The following is a 15883-nucleotide window of genomic DNA, read 5'->3' as shown; positions in this document are numbered from 1 at the left end:
GCGGCAAGCGCGGCCCGGTCCACCGTTTTACGAGAGTATTGAGTGAACGTTTTCTTCGAGGAATCGGGTAGTTTCAAGGCCGGATCGGTGTTGTCGAAACAGGGCGACGCGTTCCAGGTCGAATTGCCGGGCGGCCGGCGCGCGAAAGTGCGCGCGAAAGACGTGCTGATCGAGTTCGAGAAGCCCGCAGCCGGCGATCTGATGCAGGAAGCCGACGCCATCGCGCAGGAGATCGATCTCGACTTCCTGTGGGAATGCGCGCCCGACGAGGAATTTCCGTTCGCCGCGCTCGGCGCGGATTACTTCGGCGACAAGTTCGGACCCGCCGAACGCGCGGCGCTCGTCCTGCGCATGCACGGCGCGCCGGTTTACTTCCGGCGCAAAGGGCGCGGCCAGTATCAGCGCGCGCCGCAGGAACAATTGCAGATGGCGCTCGCGTCGCTCGAACGCAAGCGTCAGCAGGCGCTCGTGCAGCAGGGCTGGGAAGAGGAACTGAAGGCGGGCAAGCTGCCCGATGCGCTGAAGGGCAAGGCGATCGGCCTGCTCACGAAGCCGGACAAGAATTCGATCGAGTACAAGGCGCTCGAAGCGGCGGCGGCGGCGCGCGGCATCTCGCAGGCGCGGCTGATGCTCGAATGCGGCGGCATCACGTCGCCCCGACAGTTGCACGAGGCGAAGTTCCTGTCGGAGTTCTTCCCGCACGGCATCGGTTTTCCGTCGGTGCAGCCGGGACCGCTGCCCGAGGATTTGCCGGAAGCGCACGTCGAAGCGTTCTCCATCGACGACGTCACCACCACCGAAATCGACGATGCCTTCTCCGTCGAGCATCTTTCGGATGGCCGCGTGCGCGTGGGCATCCACATCGCGGCGCCGGCGCTCGGCATTACGCGTGGCGACACGATCGACGCCATCGCGCGCGGGCGTCTCTCCACGGTCTACATGCCCGGCGACAAGATCACGATGCTGCCCGACAACGTCGTCGACGTGTTCACGCTCGGCGAGGGCGGGCTGCGCCCGGCGCTGTCGCTGTACATCATCGTGAATCGCGAGACGCAGGATATCGTCGCCACTGAAACGCGCGCCGAACGCGTGTTCGTGAAGAGCAACCTACGCCACAACCATCTCGACGAGTTCGTCACCGAGGAAACGCTCGCGGCCGGCACGGGCGACTATCCGCACAAGGAAGACATCGCGGTGCTGTGGCCGCTCGCGCAGGCGCTCTTCGAAAAGCGTCAGCAGGCGCGCGCGACTTACGGCCTCAAGCGCGAAGTGCAGCGCAACAACGACTTCAACTTTTATGTCGATGGCGAGCACATCACGATCACGCCGCGCCGTCGCGGTTCGCCGCTCGATCTGATCGTCGCGGAACTGGCGATTCTCGCGAATTCGTCGTGGGGCGCGTTCCTCAACGATCACGGCGTGCCGGGCATCTATCGTTCGCAGCGCGGCTTCGGCGGTCCGGGACCGAAACGCACGCGCATGCAGACGACGCCCGCGCCGCACGAAGGCCTGGGCGTCGCGCAATATGCGTGGAGCACGTCGCCGCTGCGCCGTTATGTCGACCTCGTCAATCAATGGCAGTTGCTCGCGTGCGTGCAGCATGGCGTGACGGCCAAGCTCGCCGCGCCGTTCAAGCCGAAGGACGCGGACCTTTTCGCCGTCGTGCAGGGTTTCGACGACACGTACACCGCGTATGCCGATCACCAGCGCCGCATGGAGTATTTCTGGTGCCTGCGCTGGCTCAAGCAGGAGAACAGGAAGCACGTTCCCGCTTCGGTCATCAAGGACGATCTCGTGCGGCTCGAAGAGATTCCGCTGATCCTGCACGTGCCCGGCCTCGGCGTGCATGCGCGCGGCACGCGTGTGATGCTCGAAGTCGTATCGATCGACGAGCTGACGGTCGAAGCATCGTGCCGTCTGCTGCATGTGATCGACGCGCCGTCCGCGAGCGCGCCGGTCGAGGAAGAAGAGGCGGAAGAAGAGATCATCGAGACGAGCGATCTTTCTGCCGAAAGCGAAGCCGAAGCGCAGGCGGAAGCGTCGGTGGAGCAGCCACAACCGGAAACGCCCGACAACGCGCAGGAACCGACGCCATGAAAGACCAATACGCGGTGATCGGCAATCCGATCGAGCACAGCAAATCGCCGTGGATTCACGCGAAGTTCGCCGCGCAGACCGGCGAGCCGATCGAATACGGCCGCATTCTCGGGCCGCTCGATGGCTTCACGCGTGAAGTGAAGGCGTTCATCGCGTCGGGCGGACGCGGCATGAACGTCACCGTGCCGTTCAAGCTCGAAGCGCACGCGCTCGCCGATTCGCTGTCGCCGCGCGCGGCAGCGGCGGGCGCGGTGAACACGCTCGCCTTCGGGCCGGATGGCGTGCGCGGCGACAACACCGATGGCGTCGGCCTCGTGCGCGACATCGAAGTGAATCTCGGCGTGAGTCTGAAAGGCGCGCGCATTCTGCTGCTCGGCGCGGGCGGCGCGGCGCGCGGCGTCGTGCTGCCGATCTTCGATCGCGCGCCGGCGGCGCTCACCATCGTCAACCGCACGGCGGCGAAGGCGCATCAGCTCGTCGATCAGTTCGCGCAGAACGCGTCCGAGTGCGGCGTGCGTTTCTCGGGCGGCGGCGCCGACAGCGCGGAAGCCGGGCAGTACGACGTGATCGTCAACGCGACCGCGGGCAGCCTCGACGCCGCCTTGCCCGATTGCGACGACGGCGCGTTCGGCGCGGGCACGCTCGCCTACGACATGATGTACGGCGCGCAGCCGACCGTCTTCATGCAACACGCGTCGAAGCTCGGTGCGCGCGCATCGGACGGTCTCGGCATGCTGGTCGAGCAGGCCGCCGAATCGTTTTTCATCTGGCGCGGCGTGCGCCCGGATGGCGGCGCGGTGCTGCGCGATCTGCGCGCCGCGCTGGCCGCGAAAGCCTGACATGACCACCGCGCCCGTCGGCAGCCAGGGCGGCCGCTCGCCGCGCGTGCGCAAAGCGGCGCGGCTCGGCCCGGCGCGCTGGATCGCGTACGGCGTATCGGTGCTCGGCATCGCGTTCATCGCGACGCAAATGTGGTTCTTCGCGCAGATCGGCATCTGGACGATCGTCAATCCCGGTCCGACGGCCTTCATGCGCGCCGACGCGTGGACGCTCGCGAAGACGCATCCGGGCATTTCGCTGCAACGCACCTGGGTGCCGTACGAGCAGATTTCGCGCAATCTGAAGCGCGCGATCATCGCTTCGGAAGACGCGAATTTCGTCAATAACAACGGCTACGAAACCGACGCCATCCTTCAGGCGTGGGAGAAGAACAAGGCGCGCGGAAAAATCGTCGCGGGCGGCTCGACCATTTCGCAGCAGCTCGCGCGCAACCTGTTTCTGTCGCGCGAAAAGAGCTATGTGCGCAAGGCGCAGGAGCTCGTCATCACCTGGATGCTCGAGTTCTGGATGGACAAGGAACGCATCTTCGAGATCTACCTGAATTCGGTCGAGTGGGGCAACGGCGTGTACGGCGCGGAAGCGGCGGCGCGGTATTACTACAAGACATCGGCGGCGAAACTGACGGCCTGGCAGAGCGCGCGGCTCGCGGTGATGCTGCCGCGCCCTAAGTATTTCGACGACCATCGCAATGCGCCGTATTTGTCGCAGCGCGCGGGCGTCATCGCACGGCGGATGGGGGCGGCGGAACTGCCGCAGTGAAATTTAGCTGGCCGCGATAAACAATGCAAAGCCCTGATAATTCAGGGCTTTTTTGTTTTCCAGAAGCTTTCGGCTGCAAGCTTCTCTCCCATTATGTGAGCACGACGATCACATATTGAATAAATCGAAGAGCCGGAACTACAATCCGGCCAAAGCCTGAAACGGCACACGCGGGCGACGACCGGAGCGACTTCTGGCGCGCACGACCAGAACAATGGAGACACGTCATGCATTCGATCGCACGCCCGCGCTCGCGGGCCTCCTTGCACGATTCGTACGCTCATTCCATCGGGGACGCGCCCGCGTGCGTCATCCGGCGCGCATCGTGATCGACGAGGGATTCGCGCCATGACCAAATTCCAGACCCCTGAAACCGACGTCGCCGAGGCGGGCGCAGCGCGCGCCAAGTCCAACGGCGCGAGCGGGACGAAGCACACACCCGATCCCGACGCCATCGCGCTGCCGAGCGCGCTCGTCGACATCACGCCGCAGCAGGCGGGCACGCAGACGCTATTGCGCGGCCTCGCGATTCTCGAAGCCGCCGCGAACGGCGCGCGCGACCTGCGCGCGTTCGGTGCGGCGCTCGGCACGACGCGCAGCACGACGCATCGGCTCGTGAGCTCGCTCGTGCAAGCGCGCTATCTGCGTCAGGTGCAGGGCGGCTATCTGCTCGGGCCGAAGCTCATCGAACTCGGCACGATCGCGCTCGAACAGATGCCGCTCACGACCGTCGCGCGACCGCATCTGCAGGCGCTCGCCGAGCATACGCACGACACGATCCATCTCGGCGTGCGCGACGGCGACGACGTGCTCTACATCGACAAGATTCCGGGCACGCGCGGCCTGGAGATGCGTTCGCGCGTCGGGCACCGGATGCCGCTCGCGTCGACGGGCATCGGCAAGGCGATGATGCTCGACCTCGAAGCGAACGCGTGGAAGAAGCTGCTGGAAGCGTCGCATCGCGTGCTCGCGAGGATGAGCTTCAAGCCCGACAACCGCCCCGACTTCGACACCTTCCAGCAGCGCATGACGCGCTATGCGCAAGGCGGCTTCACGTTCGATCTCGAAGAGAACGAGGCGTCGATCCGCTGCGTCGCCGCGCCGGTGCGCGATGCGTCGGGCGCGATCGTCGCGGCATTGTCGGTGGCGAGCACCATTCCCTACATGCCGCACGAGCGCATGGAGGAACTGATTCCGGTCGTGCAGCGCGAAGCGCACGCGATCTCCGAGGAACTTGGCTGGCGCGCGCCGCAGGCCGCCCGCAGGATCAAGCGATGACCGCATCCGTTTCCACGCCCGCGCTCGTCGCGCTCGACTGGGGCACGACTTCGCTGCGCGCCTATCTGCTTGGCGCCGACGGTCTCGCCCTCGATACGCGCGCATCGTCGGCGGGCATCATGAATCTGCCGGCGGGCGGGTTCGATCAGGCGTTCGAGCAAACCTGCGGCGCGTGGCTCGACGCGCACGCGCACTTGCCGGTGATCGCGGCGGGCATGGTCGGCAGCGCGCAGGGCTGGGTCGAAGCGCCGTACGTCGAAACGCCGGCGAACGCCGATGCGCTCGTCGCGGGCATCGTCGATGTGAAGACGGCGCGCGGCGTCGTGCTGCATGTCGTGCCGGGCGTGCTGGAGCGCGGCGTGTTGCCCAACGTGATGCGCGGCGAGGAAACGCAGATTTTCGGCGCGCTGGCGAGCGAGCCGGCGCTCGGAAACGCGGGCGGCGCGCTGATCGGACTGCCGGGCACGCACGCGAAGTGGGCGTTCGTCGCCGATGAGCGCATCGAGCGTTTCTACACCTTCATGACGGGCGAGACCTTCAGCGCGCTGCGCGATCACACGATCCTCGGCCGCACGATGCATCCCACCGCGACGCACGACGAACAGGCGTTCCTGCGCGGCGTCGAGACGGCGCGCGATGCCGGTCATCCCGGCGTGCTCGCGACGATCTTCAGCACGCGCACGCTCGGCCTCACGGGCCAACTGAGCGCGGAGCAGCAATCGGATTATTTGTCGGGCCTGTTGATCGGCCATGAATTGCGCGGGCTGAACGAAGTGCTTGCGCGCGAACAATCCGCGCTCGCGGGAAAGCCCCTGCGCCTGATCGGCAACGATGCGCTTTGCAATCGCTATCGCGCCGCGCTCGCGCGTTTCGGATGCCACGATGCCGCCACGGTCGCGCACGCCACCGAGCACGGCCTTTATGGAATCGCCGCGCTGGCCGGGCTGGTCGCGGCCAGGCGCGCGGCCTGAAAAGGAGAGAACACGATGCAGCCTCCCATCAATCTGCCCGCGCCCTACGGCATGCACGCCGGTCTCGCAAAGGCGTTCGCCGCGTGCCCGCTGATCGCGATACTGCGCGGCGTCACGCCCGCCGAAGCCGCCGATCACGGCCGCGCGCTCTATGAAGCGGGCTTTCGCATCGTCGAAGTGCCGCTGAATTCGCCGCAGCCGTTCGACAGCATCGCGGCGATCCGTCAGACGCTCCCCGCCGATGCGATCGTCGGTGCGGGAACGGTGCTGCATCCGAGTTACGTCGATAGCGTGAAGGCCGCGGGCGGCGAGCTCATCGTGATGCCGCACAGCGACGCCGATGTCGTGCGTGCCGCGAAGGCGCAGGGTCTCGCGTGCGCGCCGGGCGTCGCGACGCCGAACGAGGCGTTTCTCGCGCTGAAGAACGGCGCGGACGTGCTGAAGATGTTTCCCGCCGAGCAACTCGGCCCAACGGTGACGAAGGCATGGCGCGCGGTGATCGCGAAGGACGTGCCGCTCGTGCCGGTCGGCGGTATTGCGCCGGACAACATGGAGCCGTTCTTGAGCGCAGGCGCGAACGGCTTCGGCCTCGGCTCGGCGCTCTACAAGCCGGGCCAGAGCGCGGACGTCACGGCGCGGCACGCGAAGGCGTTCATCGACGGACTGGCCGTTGCACGAGGCGCAGCCAAATGAACCGCCTCGCCGGCAAGGTCGCGATGGTCACGGGCGCGGGACGCGGCATCGGCGCGGCGATCGCGCTGGCGTTCGCGCGCGAGGGCGCACGCGTCGCGCTCGCGGAACTCGACATCGGCACGGCCCGCGAAACGGCCGAGCGCATCGGGGAAGAAACCGGCGCGAACGTCATCGCGGTCGAAACGGACGTGACGCAAAGCGCATCGGTGAAGGAAGCCGTCGCGCAGACCGAAGCCGCGCTCGGCCCGCTCGACGTGCTCGTGAACAACGCCGGCATCAACGTGTTCTGCGATCCGCTCACGATGACCGACGACGACTGGCGCCGCTGCTTCGCCGTCGATCTCGACGGCGTGTGGAACGGCTGCCGCGCGGTGTTGCCGGGCATGGTCGAGCGCGGGCGCGGCAGCATCGTGAACATCGCGTCGACGCACAGCTTCAAGATCATTCCGGGCTGCTTTCCGTATCCGGTGGCGAAGCACGGTGTGATCGGCCTCACGCGCGCGCTCGGCATCGAGTACGCGCCGAACAACGTGCGCGTGAATGCGATCGCGCCGGGTTACATCGAAACGCAATTGACGCTCGACTGGTGGAGTTCGCAGGCTGATCCGAAGGCCGCGCGTCAGGCGACGCTCGATCTTCAGCCGATGAAGCGTATCGGCGAGCCGCGGGAAGTCGCGATGACGGCGGTGTTCCTCGCATCGGACGAGGCGCCGTTCATCAACGCGAGCTGTATCACCGTGGATGGCGGGCGAAGCGCGCTGTACCACGACTGAAGCAAACGAGATCACGAAGGAATGACGCACTGGCCGCTGTGCGGACATCAATCAACAAGAAAGCGGCCACACACTTCGTAGCGCCCGCGCGCGGGCATTTTTCGACATCGGAAAAAGTCGGGAGACAAAAAATGAAACGCAGACTGTTCCTCACGCTGATCGCCGCTGCCACGGCAACGAGCGCGTCCATGATCGCGGCGCCGGTCGCGCAGGCCGCCGACGAGGTCAAGATCGGCTTCCTCGTGAAGCAGCCGGAAGAGCCGTGGTTCCAGGACGAATGGAAGTTCGCCGAAATCGCCGCCAAGGAAAAGGGCTTCACGCTCGTGAAGATCGGCGCGCCGTCGGGTGAAAAGGTGATGAGCGCGATCGACAACCTCGCCGCGCAGAAGGCGCAGGGCTTCATCATCTGCACGCCGGACGTGAAGCTCGGGCCGGGCATCGTCGCGAAGGCGAAGGCCGACAAGCTCAAGATGATGACGGTCGATGACCGCCTCGTCGACGGTTCGGGCAAGCCGATCGAATCCGTGCCGCACATGGGCATTTCCGCATACAACATCGGCAAGCAGGTGGGCGACGGCATCGCCGCCGAGATCAAGAAGCGCGGCTGGGACATGAAGGATGTCGGCGCGATCGACGTGACTTACGAGCAATTGCCGACCGCGCATGACCGCACGGCCGGCGCGACCGATGCGCTCGTCGCCGCCGGTTTCCCGAAGGCGAACATCGTCGCCGCGCCGCAGGCGAAGACCGACACCGAGAACGCGTTCAACGCCGCGAACATCGCGCTGACGAAGAATCCGCAATACAAGCACTGGGTCGCCTACGGCCTGAACGACGAAGCCGTGCTCGGCGCGGTGCGCGCAGCGGAAGGCCGCGGCTTCAAGGCGGACAACATGATCGGCATTGGTATCGGCGGATCGGACTCGGCGTTGAACGAGTTCAAGAAGCCGAATCCGACGGGCTTCTACGGCACCGTCATCATCAGCCCGAAGCGCCACGGCGAAGAGACGTCCGAGCTGATGTACGCGTGGATCAAGGACGGCAAGGCGCCGCCGCCGCTCACGCTCACGACCGGCATGCTGGCTACGCGTGAAAACGTGGCATCGGTGCGCCAGCAGATGGGACTGGCATCGAACTAAGTCTTTCGTGAGGGAAGCGGGCCGCGCGTGCGGTCCGCTCGAGAATAGGAGGCGATGTGTCAGCGACGCTGCGTTTTGACAATATCGGCAAGGTGTTTCCAGGCGTGCGCGCGCTCGACGGCGTGTCGTTCGACGTCAACGCCGGCGAAGTTCACGGTTTGATGGGCGAGAACGGCGCGGGCAAATCGACCTTGCTCAAGATTCTCGGCGGCGAGTATCAGCCCGATTCGGGGCGCGTGCTCATCGACGACAGGGAAGTGCATTTCGCGAGCGCGGCGGCATCGATTGCCGCGGGCATCGCGGTGATTCATCAGGAATTGCAGTACGTGCCGGATCTGACCGTGTCCGAGAATCTGCTGCTCGGCGCATTGCCGAACCGGCTCGGCTGGGTCGACAAGCGCGCGGCCAAGGCGCACGTACGCGAGCGGCTTGCGGCGATGGGCGTCGATCTCGATCCGAATGCGAAGCTGCGCAAGCTGTCGATCGCGCAGCGGCAGATGGTCGAAATCTGCAAGGCGCTGCTGCGCAACGCGCGCGTGATCGCGCTCGACGAACCGACGAGTTCGCTGTCGCATCGCGAGACGGAAGTGCTCTTCAAGCTCGTGCGCGATCTGCAGGCGGATAACCGTGCGCTGATCTACATCTCGCATCGCATGGACGAGATTTACGAACTGTGCAACGCGTGCACGATTTTCCGCGACGGGCGCAAGATCGCCTCGCATCTTTCGCTCGCGGATGTGCCGCGCGAAACGCTCGTGCAGGAAATGGTCGGGCGCGAGATCAGCGACATCTACAACTATCGCGCGCGTCCTTTGGGCGACGTGCGCTTCTCCGTGAAGAACGTGGAGGGCGATGCATTGAGCGCGCCCGCGAGCTTCGAAGTGAAGCGCGGGGAGATCGTGGGCTTCTTCGGGCTCGTCGGCGCGGGACGCAGCGAGCTGATGCATCTCGTCTACGGCGCGGACAAGAAGAAGGGCGGCGACATAACGCTCGACGGCAAGCCGATCAAGGTTCGCAGCACCGGCGAGGCGATTCGTCACGGCATCGTGCTGTGTCCGGAGGATCGGAAGGAAGAAGGCATCGTCGCGATGGCGACGGTCGCGGAGAACATCAATATTTCGTGCCGGCGACACTATCTGCGCGGCGGGCTGTTTCTGGATCGCAAGAAGGAGGCGCAGACGGCCGAGCGCTTCATCCAGTTGCTGAAGATCAAGACGCCGAGCCGGAAGCAGCGCATCCGTTTTCTTTCGGGCGGCAATCAGCAGAAGGCGATTCTGTCGCGCTGGCTCGCGGAGCCGGACCTGAAGGTCGTGATTCTCGACGAACCGACGCGCGGCATCGACGTCGGCGCGAAGCATGAGATTTACAACGTGATCTATCAGCTTGCGGAGCGCGGCTGCGCGATCGTGATGATTTCGTCGGAATTGCCGGAAGTGCTGGGCGTGTCGGACCGGATCGTCGTGATGCGGCAGGGGCGTATCGCGGGCGAACTGGCGCGCGAGAAGGCGAGCGAACAAACAGTGTTGAGCCTTGCGCTGCCGCAGGCGGAAACGGTCGCGCAGGCGGCGTAAAGACGAGAGGAGCGAATCATGGAAGCAAGAGAAAACATCGTGGGGCAGGCGACGGAAAGCGTCGCGAACGCGCTGATCCCGCAAAAGAACGACAAGCAGAAGTGGTGGCAGCAGATCACGGAATACAGCCTGATCGTGATCTTCATCGTGATGTTCGTGACGATGTCGCTGACCGTCGATCACTTCTTCTCGATCGAGAACATGCTCGGCCTCGCGCTGTCGATCTCGCAGATCGGCATGGTCGCGTGCACGATGATGTTCTGCCTCGCGTCGCGCGACTTCGACTTGTCGGTGGGCTCGACGATCGCCTTCGCCGGTGTTCTGTGCGCGATGGTTCTGAATGCGACGGACAACACGTTCATCGCGATCATCGCGGCGGTGGCTGCGGGTGCGGTGATCGGGTTTGTGAACGGCGCGGTGATTGCTTATCTGCGAATCAATGCGCTGATTACGACCTTGGCGACGATGGAAATCGTGCGCGGGCTCGGGTTCATCGTGTCGCACGGGCAGGCGGTGGGTGTGTCGTCGGATACGTTCATCGCGCTCGGCAGTCTGTCGATGATCGGGATTTCCCTGCCAATCTGGGTCACGCTTGCGTGCTTCATCGTTTTTGGCGTATTGCTCAATCAGACGGTGTATGGACGTAATACATTGGCTATCGGCGGTAATCCCGAGGCTTCGCGGCTCGCGGGGATCAATGTCGAGCGCACGCGTGTGTGGATCTTTTTGATTCAGGGCGCTGTGACCGCGCTGGCTGGGGTCATTCTCGCTTCGCGGATCACGTCGGGGCAGCCGAATGCCGCTCAAGGCTTCGAGCTCAATGTCATTTCTGCTTGTGTTCTTGGCGGTGTTTCTCTGCTGGGCGGTAGGGCGACGATTTCCGGTGTCGTGATTGGCGTGCTCATCATGGGTACTGTCGAGAACGTCATGAACCTTTTGAATATCGACGCGTTTTATCAGTACCTCGTGAGAGGGGCTATCCTGCTTGCTGCCGTTCTGCTCGATCAGTTGAAGAATCGCGGGTCGCGGGATTGATGTTTTGCGGTTGATGTCGCTGTTGATGTTTTGCCGTTGATGTCGCTGGATCCCGTTTTCGTGTCGGTCTATTAGCACTGCCCCTGTGCGGGGCGGCACCTACTTTCTTTGCTGCTGCAAAGAAAGTAGGCAAAGAAAGCAGCTTTTCAGGCCCGCGGTCACACGCACGTTGGGTAGTACTCTCGTCCCAGGCGGCACTCGCCTAAAGAGTGCCCTCGAAGGACTAACCGGGCTTGGCTCGCGCACGGTCCGCCGCCCGAAGGTGTTGAGAACGCTGGTTCAGCACGAAATGGCTTCGGCACAGCGCTACGCGCTGCCGCCGGGTATGCAAGGGAAACCAGCGGGCGGCAAGTGCAGTGAGATGGAGACGGCAGCAAAGAAGCACGCGCGGCCCCGATTGACCGGTCGGCCGCGAAGCGGGCCGGAGCTATTTGGTGCTGAACCAGTTTGGTGTGTGGTGCGAGGTGGCAGACCGTGCGCGAGCCAAGCCCGATGGGACCTATGAGGGCACTCTTTAGGCAGCCCACGAACGACGAGAGGACTACCCAAATTGCGTGTGACCGCGGGCGTATCGGAAGCTGCTTTCTTTGCTTACTTTCTTTGCAGCAGCAAAGAAAGTAAGTGCCGCCCCGCACAGGGGCAGTGCTAATAGACCACTAAGAAACCGGGATCCGGCGAAAAGCGCAAAGCAAACAAGCGCGACAAGCGCAGCAAGGAGAGACAAAACCCAATGCCAACGATCGAAAAGAACCTCGCAAGATACCCCAGCCTGCAAGGCAAAACAGTGCTGATAACCGGAGGCGCAACCGGCATCGGCGAAGGCTTCGTCGAACACTTCTTCGATCAGGGCGCGAAAGTCGCCTTCTTCGACATCGACACCGACGCTGGCGAAGCGCTCGCCGACCGCCTCGGCGCGGCTCTGCAAGAAGGCCAAACCCGCCCGATGTTCCTCAACGTCGACCTGACCGACATCGACGCATTGCGCAAAGGCATCGCCGACGTAAGAGCCGCCCTCGGCCCCATCAACGTGCTCGTCAACAACGCCGCCAACGACAAACGCCACGCAATCGAAGACGTCACGCCCGAGTCGTACGATGCAGGCATCGCGGTCAACATCCGCCATCAATTCTTCGCGGCGCAGGCCGTCATCGACGACATGAAGCGCACGGGCGGCGGCTCGATCATCAATCTCGGCTCGATCAGCTGGATGCTCAAGCAAGGCAACTTCCCCGTCTACACGACGTCGAAATCGGCAGTGCAAGGCATGACGCGCGGCCTCGCGCGCGATCTCGGCAAATTCGGCATCCGCGTCAATACGCTCGTGCCGGGCTGGGTGATGACCGAAAAGCAAAAGCGTCTGTGGCTCGACGAGGCCGGCAAGGAAGCAATCAAGCAAGGCCAGTGCATCGACGGAGAACTGCTGCCCGCACACCTCGCGCGCGCGGCGCTCTTTCTCGCATCGGACGACAGCAAAATGATCACGGCGCAGGACATGATCGTCGACGGAGGATGGGCCTGATGAATCCGATGCGAGCGCAACTTCTCATCGATAGCCAGTGTTCGCTCGGCGAAGGCGCGACGTGGTGCGCCGCGAGCGGCCGCTTCTGGTGGACCGATATCGAAGGCAAGAAGCTGTGGCGCTACGATCCGCGCGACGGCGCGAGCGAATCGTTCGACATGCCTGAGCGGCTTGCGTGCTTCACGCCGTGCGCCGATGCGCGTTTCCTGCTGCTCGGCCTCGCATCGCGGCTCGCGTTCCATGAAATCGCGACGGGCAAGATCGAAACCATCATGGAAGTCGAAGCCGATCTGCCGACGCGCCTCAACGACGGCCGTTGCGACCGCGAAGGGCGCTTCGTGTTCGGCACGAAACACGATGTGGACGATGCGCAACCGGTCGGCGCGTTTTATCGGCTGAACGCGGATCTGTCGCTGGAAAAGCTGCCGCTCGGGAATTGCGCGATCTCGAATAGCATCGGCTTCTCGCCCGATGGCGCGACGATGTACTACTGCGACTCGCCCACGCGTCAGATTCGCGTATGCGACTATCCGATGTTCGACAACGACCGCGTGTTCGTCGAGCTGACGGATGCGACCGGCGTGCCCGACGGCTCGATCGTCGATGCGGACGGCGGCTTGTGGAACGCGCAGTGGGGCGGGGCGCGCGTCGTGCGCTACGGAAGCGACGGACGCGAGACGGCGCGCATCGGCGTGCCGAGCGCGCAGCCGAGTTGCGCCGCGTTCGGCGGCGCGGACTTCGGCACGCTGTATGTGACGACGGCGCGCATCGGCCTCGGCGAAACAGACGCGCACGCAGGCGGCGTGTTCGTCGCGACGCCCGGTGCACGCGGCATCGCGGAAGCCGTATTTGCGGGCAAGGCGTAACCAGAACACGAGGCGGCGCGCGATCGACGCGCCGCCCGACTCATCCCGGCAACGCCGGGTTCTTCGCCTCTCGATGGAGCACGAGTCATGGCTGTCGCGCGAACAGAGCAAAGACCGAATCCTGCATCGATGTCCAAGGAACAGGCGAACGCCCGCCGTGCGCGTCTCGCCGCCGCCACCGAACCGCCGATCCGTCCCGGCCCGAGCACCGCGGTCGTCGCGATGGGCGGCGCCGATGTCGACGGCTGCATCACGCTCGCCAACGCGCATTTGCGGCTCGAGCTGGCACCGTCGCTCGGCGGCGGCATCACGCGCTTCGACTGGCGGCACGAAGGCACGCTCGTGCCGATCTTCCGGCCGTGTGTCGAGCCGGGACCGGACACCGATCCGAATCAGCTCGCGTGCTATCCGCTTTTGCCGTATTCGAACCGCATCGGCAACGGAAACTTTCAGTTTTCCGGACGCTCGATCGACGTGCCGTGCAATCGCGCGGGCGAACCGCTGCCGCTGCACGGCGATGGCTGGCTCGGCGCGTGGGAAGTCGCGGAGCAGGATTCCGCGCGCGTGCGTCTCACGCTCGATTGCAGCGGCGGCACGCCTTACGCGTTTCGCGCCGCGCAGACTTACACGCTCGACGAAGCGACGCTCGCCGTGACGCTCGATGTCGAAAATACCGGCGACGAAGCGCTGCCGTTCGGCCTCGGGCTGCATCCGTTCCTGATGCGCGAGGCGGACACGGAGTTGTCGGCGGCGGCGGGCGGCGTGTGGCTGTGCGGCGACGACTGGCTGCCTGTGCGGCATGTTCCGACGCCGCCCGCGTGGCAATTCGGCGTTGCGTATCCGATGCCATCGGAAATGGTCAACAACGCGTTCACCGGATGGAGCGGGCGCACGAGCGTGCTGTGGCCGAAGCGCCGCCTGTCGCTGACGATCGCCGCCGACACCGATTACTACGTGCTCTACGCGCCGCCCGGCGAAAGCTTTTTCTGCTTCGAGCCGGTCGATCATCCGATCAACGCGGTGAATCTGCCCGGCGGTGGGGAAGCGAACGGCATGACCGTGCTCGAACCGGGCGAACGCTTGTCGCGGGAATTCCGCTTCACCGTCGAGCGCACCGGGGAAGCGACGCGGCGCGGAAGGCCGCGCACGCGGGCAGGCGCGAAGGCGCGGGCACGGGACGCGGCGCGCTGATCCGCGCCGGAAGCGCGACGGAAGCGCGACGGAAGATGACGCCACGCACGCTAAAATGCGTGGCATCGACGTTTTCAACATCTTCCCGCCATGTCCTTCATCGAATCGCTCAATGCCGCGTGGTCGCGGACTCAATCGCTTCTGTGCGTCGGCCTCGATCCGGAGCCGGCGAAGTTTCCCGGCGCACTCAACGGCCGCGCCGACGCGATCTTCGAGTTCTGCAAGACCATCGTTGATGCAACCGCGCCGTATGCATCGTCGTTCAAGCCGCAGATCGCGTACTTCGCGGCGCATCGCGCGGAAGATCAGCTCGAAGCGCTGATCGCGCATATCCACGAGAAGCACGCCGGCATTCCGGTGATTCTCGATGCGAAGCGCGGCGATATCGGCAGCACGGCCGAGCAGTACGCGAAGGAAGCGTTCGAGCGCTATCGGGCCGATGCCGTCACCGTGAATCCGTACATGGGCTTCGATTCCATCGAGCCGTATCTCGCGCATGAGGGCAAGGGCGTGATCGTGCTGTGCCGAACGTCGAACGCGGGCGGCTCCGATCTGCAATTTCTCACGACCGATGGCAAGCCGCTGTATCAGGTCGTCGCCAGGCTCGCTGCGGAAAAGTGGAATGACAAGGGACAGTTGGGCCTCGTCGTCGGTGCGACGTTTCCGAAGGAAATCGAAACGGTACGCGGGATCGTCGGCGACATGCCGCTTCTGATTCCGGGCATCGGCGCACAGGGCGGCGATGTCGAAGCAACCGTGCGCGCGGGCCGCACCGCGAACGGCACGGGCATGTTGATCAATTCGTCGCGCGCGATCATCTACGCCGGCAAGGGCGATGATTACGCGCAAGCCGCGGCCGAAGCCGCGAAGAAGACGCGCGATACGATCAATCAGTATCGGTGAGCGCGCGCTTCAACTATCGGCAATAGGCGCGAACAGCGCCTCGATGTCTTCGGCGGAGAACTTCTCCACCGCGCGCGCATCTTCGGACAGAATGCCCGCCGCGAGCGCTTAACGATGGCGATGTACAACGGCGGCTCGGTCGGCGATGTGACGTTCGATTGCGGCCGAAGGTCTTCCGACCCATCCAGCGGGCCACCTGATCCTTGCTGAACGTGACGGAATCGGCCGGATTGTCGATGCGCTTGTTC

General features: G+C 64.6%; 14 protein-coding genes. All 14 read left to right on the top strand.

Annotated elements, in window-relative coordinates:
• The first annotated feature begins 42 nt into the window (after positions 1–42).
• Positions 43–2097 (top strand): ribonuclease catalytic domain-containing protein, encoded by a 2055-nt coding sequence (locus NCS00_RS12025; protein WP_250440198.1) that lies wholly within the window; start codon positions 43–45, stop codon positions 2095–2097.
• Positions 2094–2936 (top strand): shikimate dehydrogenase, encoded by an 843-nt coding sequence (gene aroE / locus NCS00_RS12020; RefSeq protein ID WP_250435197.1) that lies wholly within the window; start codon positions 2094–2096, stop codon positions 2934–2936. The genes NCS00_RS12025 and aroE overlap by 4 nt, the downstream gene beginning before the upstream one ends.
• A 1-nt stretch (position 2937) precedes the next feature.
• Positions 2938–3696: a monofunctional biosynthetic peptidoglycan transglycosylase gene (gene mtgA / locus NCS00_RS12015; RefSeq protein ID WP_250440197.1), complete on the top strand. Its 759-nt coding sequence runs from the start codon at positions 2938–2940 to the stop codon at positions 3694–3696.
• 348 nt (positions 3697–4044) lie between these two features.
• Entirely contained in the window at positions 4045–4974 is a 930-nt protein-coding gene (locus tag NCS00_RS12010) for an IclR family transcriptional regulator (protein WP_008342893.1), read from the top strand.
• On the top strand, positions 4971–5945 hold the full coding sequence (locus tag NCS00_RS12005) for a 2-dehydro-3-deoxygalactonokinase (RefSeq protein WP_250440196.1): 975 nt from the start codon (positions 4971–4973) through the stop codon (positions 5943–5945). The genes NCS00_RS12010 and NCS00_RS12005 overlap by 4 nt, the downstream gene beginning before the upstream one ends.
• A gap of 15 nt (positions 5946–5960) precedes the next feature.
• The gene (locus NCS00_RS12000; RefSeq protein WP_008342891.1) at positions 5961–6638 is read left to right on the top strand and encodes a 2-dehydro-3-deoxy-6-phosphogalactonate aldolase; all 678 of its coding nucleotides are present in this window, start codon (positions 5961–5963) and stop codon (positions 6636–6638) included.
• Positions 6635–7411: an SDR family oxidoreductase gene (locus tag NCS00_RS11995; RefSeq protein WP_250440195.1), complete on the top strand. Its 777-nt coding sequence runs from the start codon at positions 6635–6637 to the stop codon at positions 7409–7411. Before NCS00_RS12000 ends, NCS00_RS11995 begins: the two co-directional genes overlap by 4 nt.
• Before the next feature lie 131 nt (positions 7412–7542).
• Positions 7543–8550 (top strand): arabinose ABC transporter substrate-binding protein, encoded by a 1008-nt coding sequence (locus NCS00_RS11990; RefSeq protein WP_008342889.1) that lies wholly within the window; start codon positions 7543–7545, stop codon positions 8548–8550.
• A 56-nt stretch (positions 8551–8606) separates the two neighbouring features.
• Positions 8607–10121, top strand: a complete 1515-nt coding sequence (gene araG / locus NCS00_RS11985; protein WP_250440194.1) for an L-arabinose ABC transporter ATP-binding protein AraG — start codon at positions 8607–8609, stop codon at positions 10119–10121.
• Positions 10122–10139: 18 nt separating this feature from the next.
• Positions 10140–11156, top strand: a complete 1017-nt coding sequence (gene araH / locus NCS00_RS11980) for an L-arabinose ABC transporter permease AraH (RefSeq protein ID WP_175982767.1) — start codon at positions 10140–10142, stop codon at positions 11154–11156.
• Between the two features lie 730 nt (positions 11157–11886).
• Positions 11887–12675 (top strand): SDR family NAD(P)-dependent oxidoreductase, encoded by a 789-nt coding sequence (locus NCS00_RS11975; protein ID WP_250440193.1) that lies wholly within the window; start codon positions 11887–11889, stop codon positions 12673–12675.
• A complete protein-coding gene (locus tag NCS00_RS11970) occupies positions 12666–13541 on the top strand; it encodes an SMP-30/gluconolactonase/LRE family protein (protein ID WP_250440192.1) in 876 nt (291 codons plus the stop codon). The genes NCS00_RS11975 and NCS00_RS11970 overlap by 10 nt, the downstream gene beginning before the upstream one ends.
• An 87-nt stretch (positions 13542–13628) precedes the next feature.
• On the top strand, positions 13629–14732 hold the full coding sequence (locus tag NCS00_RS11965) for an aldose 1-epimerase (protein ID WP_502801576.1): 1104 nt from the start codon (positions 13629–13631) through the stop codon (positions 14730–14732).
• Between the two features lie 90 nt (positions 14733–14822).
• The gene (pyrF, locus tag NCS00_RS11960; RefSeq protein WP_250435191.1) at positions 14823–15635 is read left to right on the top strand and encodes an orotidine-5'-phosphate decarboxylase; all 813 of its coding nucleotides are present in this window, start codon (positions 14823–14825) and stop codon (positions 15633–15635) included.
• Positions 15636–15883 lie beyond the last annotated feature (248 nt).

It is taken from the genome of Caballeronia sp. AZ1_KS37, from assembly GCF_023631165.1.
In the GTDB taxonomy this organism is placed as follows: domain Bacteria; phylum Pseudomonadota; class Gammaproteobacteria; order Burkholderiales; family Burkholderiaceae; genus Caballeronia; species Caballeronia zhejiangensis.
This window is presented reverse-complemented; position numbering and strand designations above follow the sequence as displayed.

What these genes read in the sequence shown, in the direction of transcription:
- mtgA (WP_250440197.1), top strand. Translation starts at nt 2,938, where the DNA reads ATGACCACCGCGCCCGTCGGCAGCCAGGGCGGCCGCTCGCCGCGCGTG.
- NCS00_RS11970 (WP_250440192.1), top strand. Translation starts at nt 12,666, where the DNA reads ATGGGCCTGATGAATCCGATGCGAGCGCAACTTCTCATCGATAGCCAG.
- NCS00_RS12005 (WP_250440196.1), top strand. Translation starts at nt 4,971, where the DNA reads ATGACCGCATCCGTTTCCACGCCCGCGCTCGTCGCGCTCGACTGGGGC.
- NCS00_RS12000 (WP_008342891.1), top strand. Translation starts at nt 5,961, where the DNA reads ATGCAGCCTCCCATCAATCTGCCCGCGCCCTACGGCATGCACGCCGGT.
- NCS00_RS11965 (WP_502801576.1), top strand. Translation starts at nt 13,629, where the DNA reads ATGGCTGTCGCGCGAACAGAGCAAAGACCGAATCCTGCATCGATGTCC.
- NCS00_RS12010 (WP_008342893.1), top strand. Translation starts at nt 4,045, where the DNA reads ATGACCAAATTCCAGACCCCTGAAACCGACGTCGCCGAGGCGGGCGCA.
- NCS00_RS11975 (WP_250440193.1), top strand. Translation starts at nt 11,887, where the DNA reads ATGCCAACGATCGAAAAGAACCTCGCAAGATACCCCAGCCTGCAAGGC.
- aroE (WP_250435197.1), top strand. Translation starts at nt 2,094, where the DNA reads ATGAAAGACCAATACGCGGTGATCGGCAATCCGATCGAGCACAGCAAA.
- araH (WP_175982767.1), top strand. Translation starts at nt 10,140, where the DNA reads ATGGAAGCAAGAGAAAACATCGTGGGGCAGGCGACGGAAAGCGTCGCG.
- NCS00_RS11990 (WP_008342889.1), top strand. Translation starts at nt 7,543, where the DNA reads ATGAAACGCAGACTGTTCCTCACGCTGATCGCCGCTGCCACGGCAACG.
- NCS00_RS11995 (WP_250440195.1), top strand. Translation starts at nt 6,635, where the DNA reads ATGAACCGCCTCGCCGGCAAGGTCGCGATGGTCACGGGCGCGGGACGC.
- pyrF (WP_250435191.1), top strand. Translation starts at nt 14,823, where the DNA reads ATGTCCTTCATCGAATCGCTCAATGCCGCGTGGTCGCGGACTCAATCG.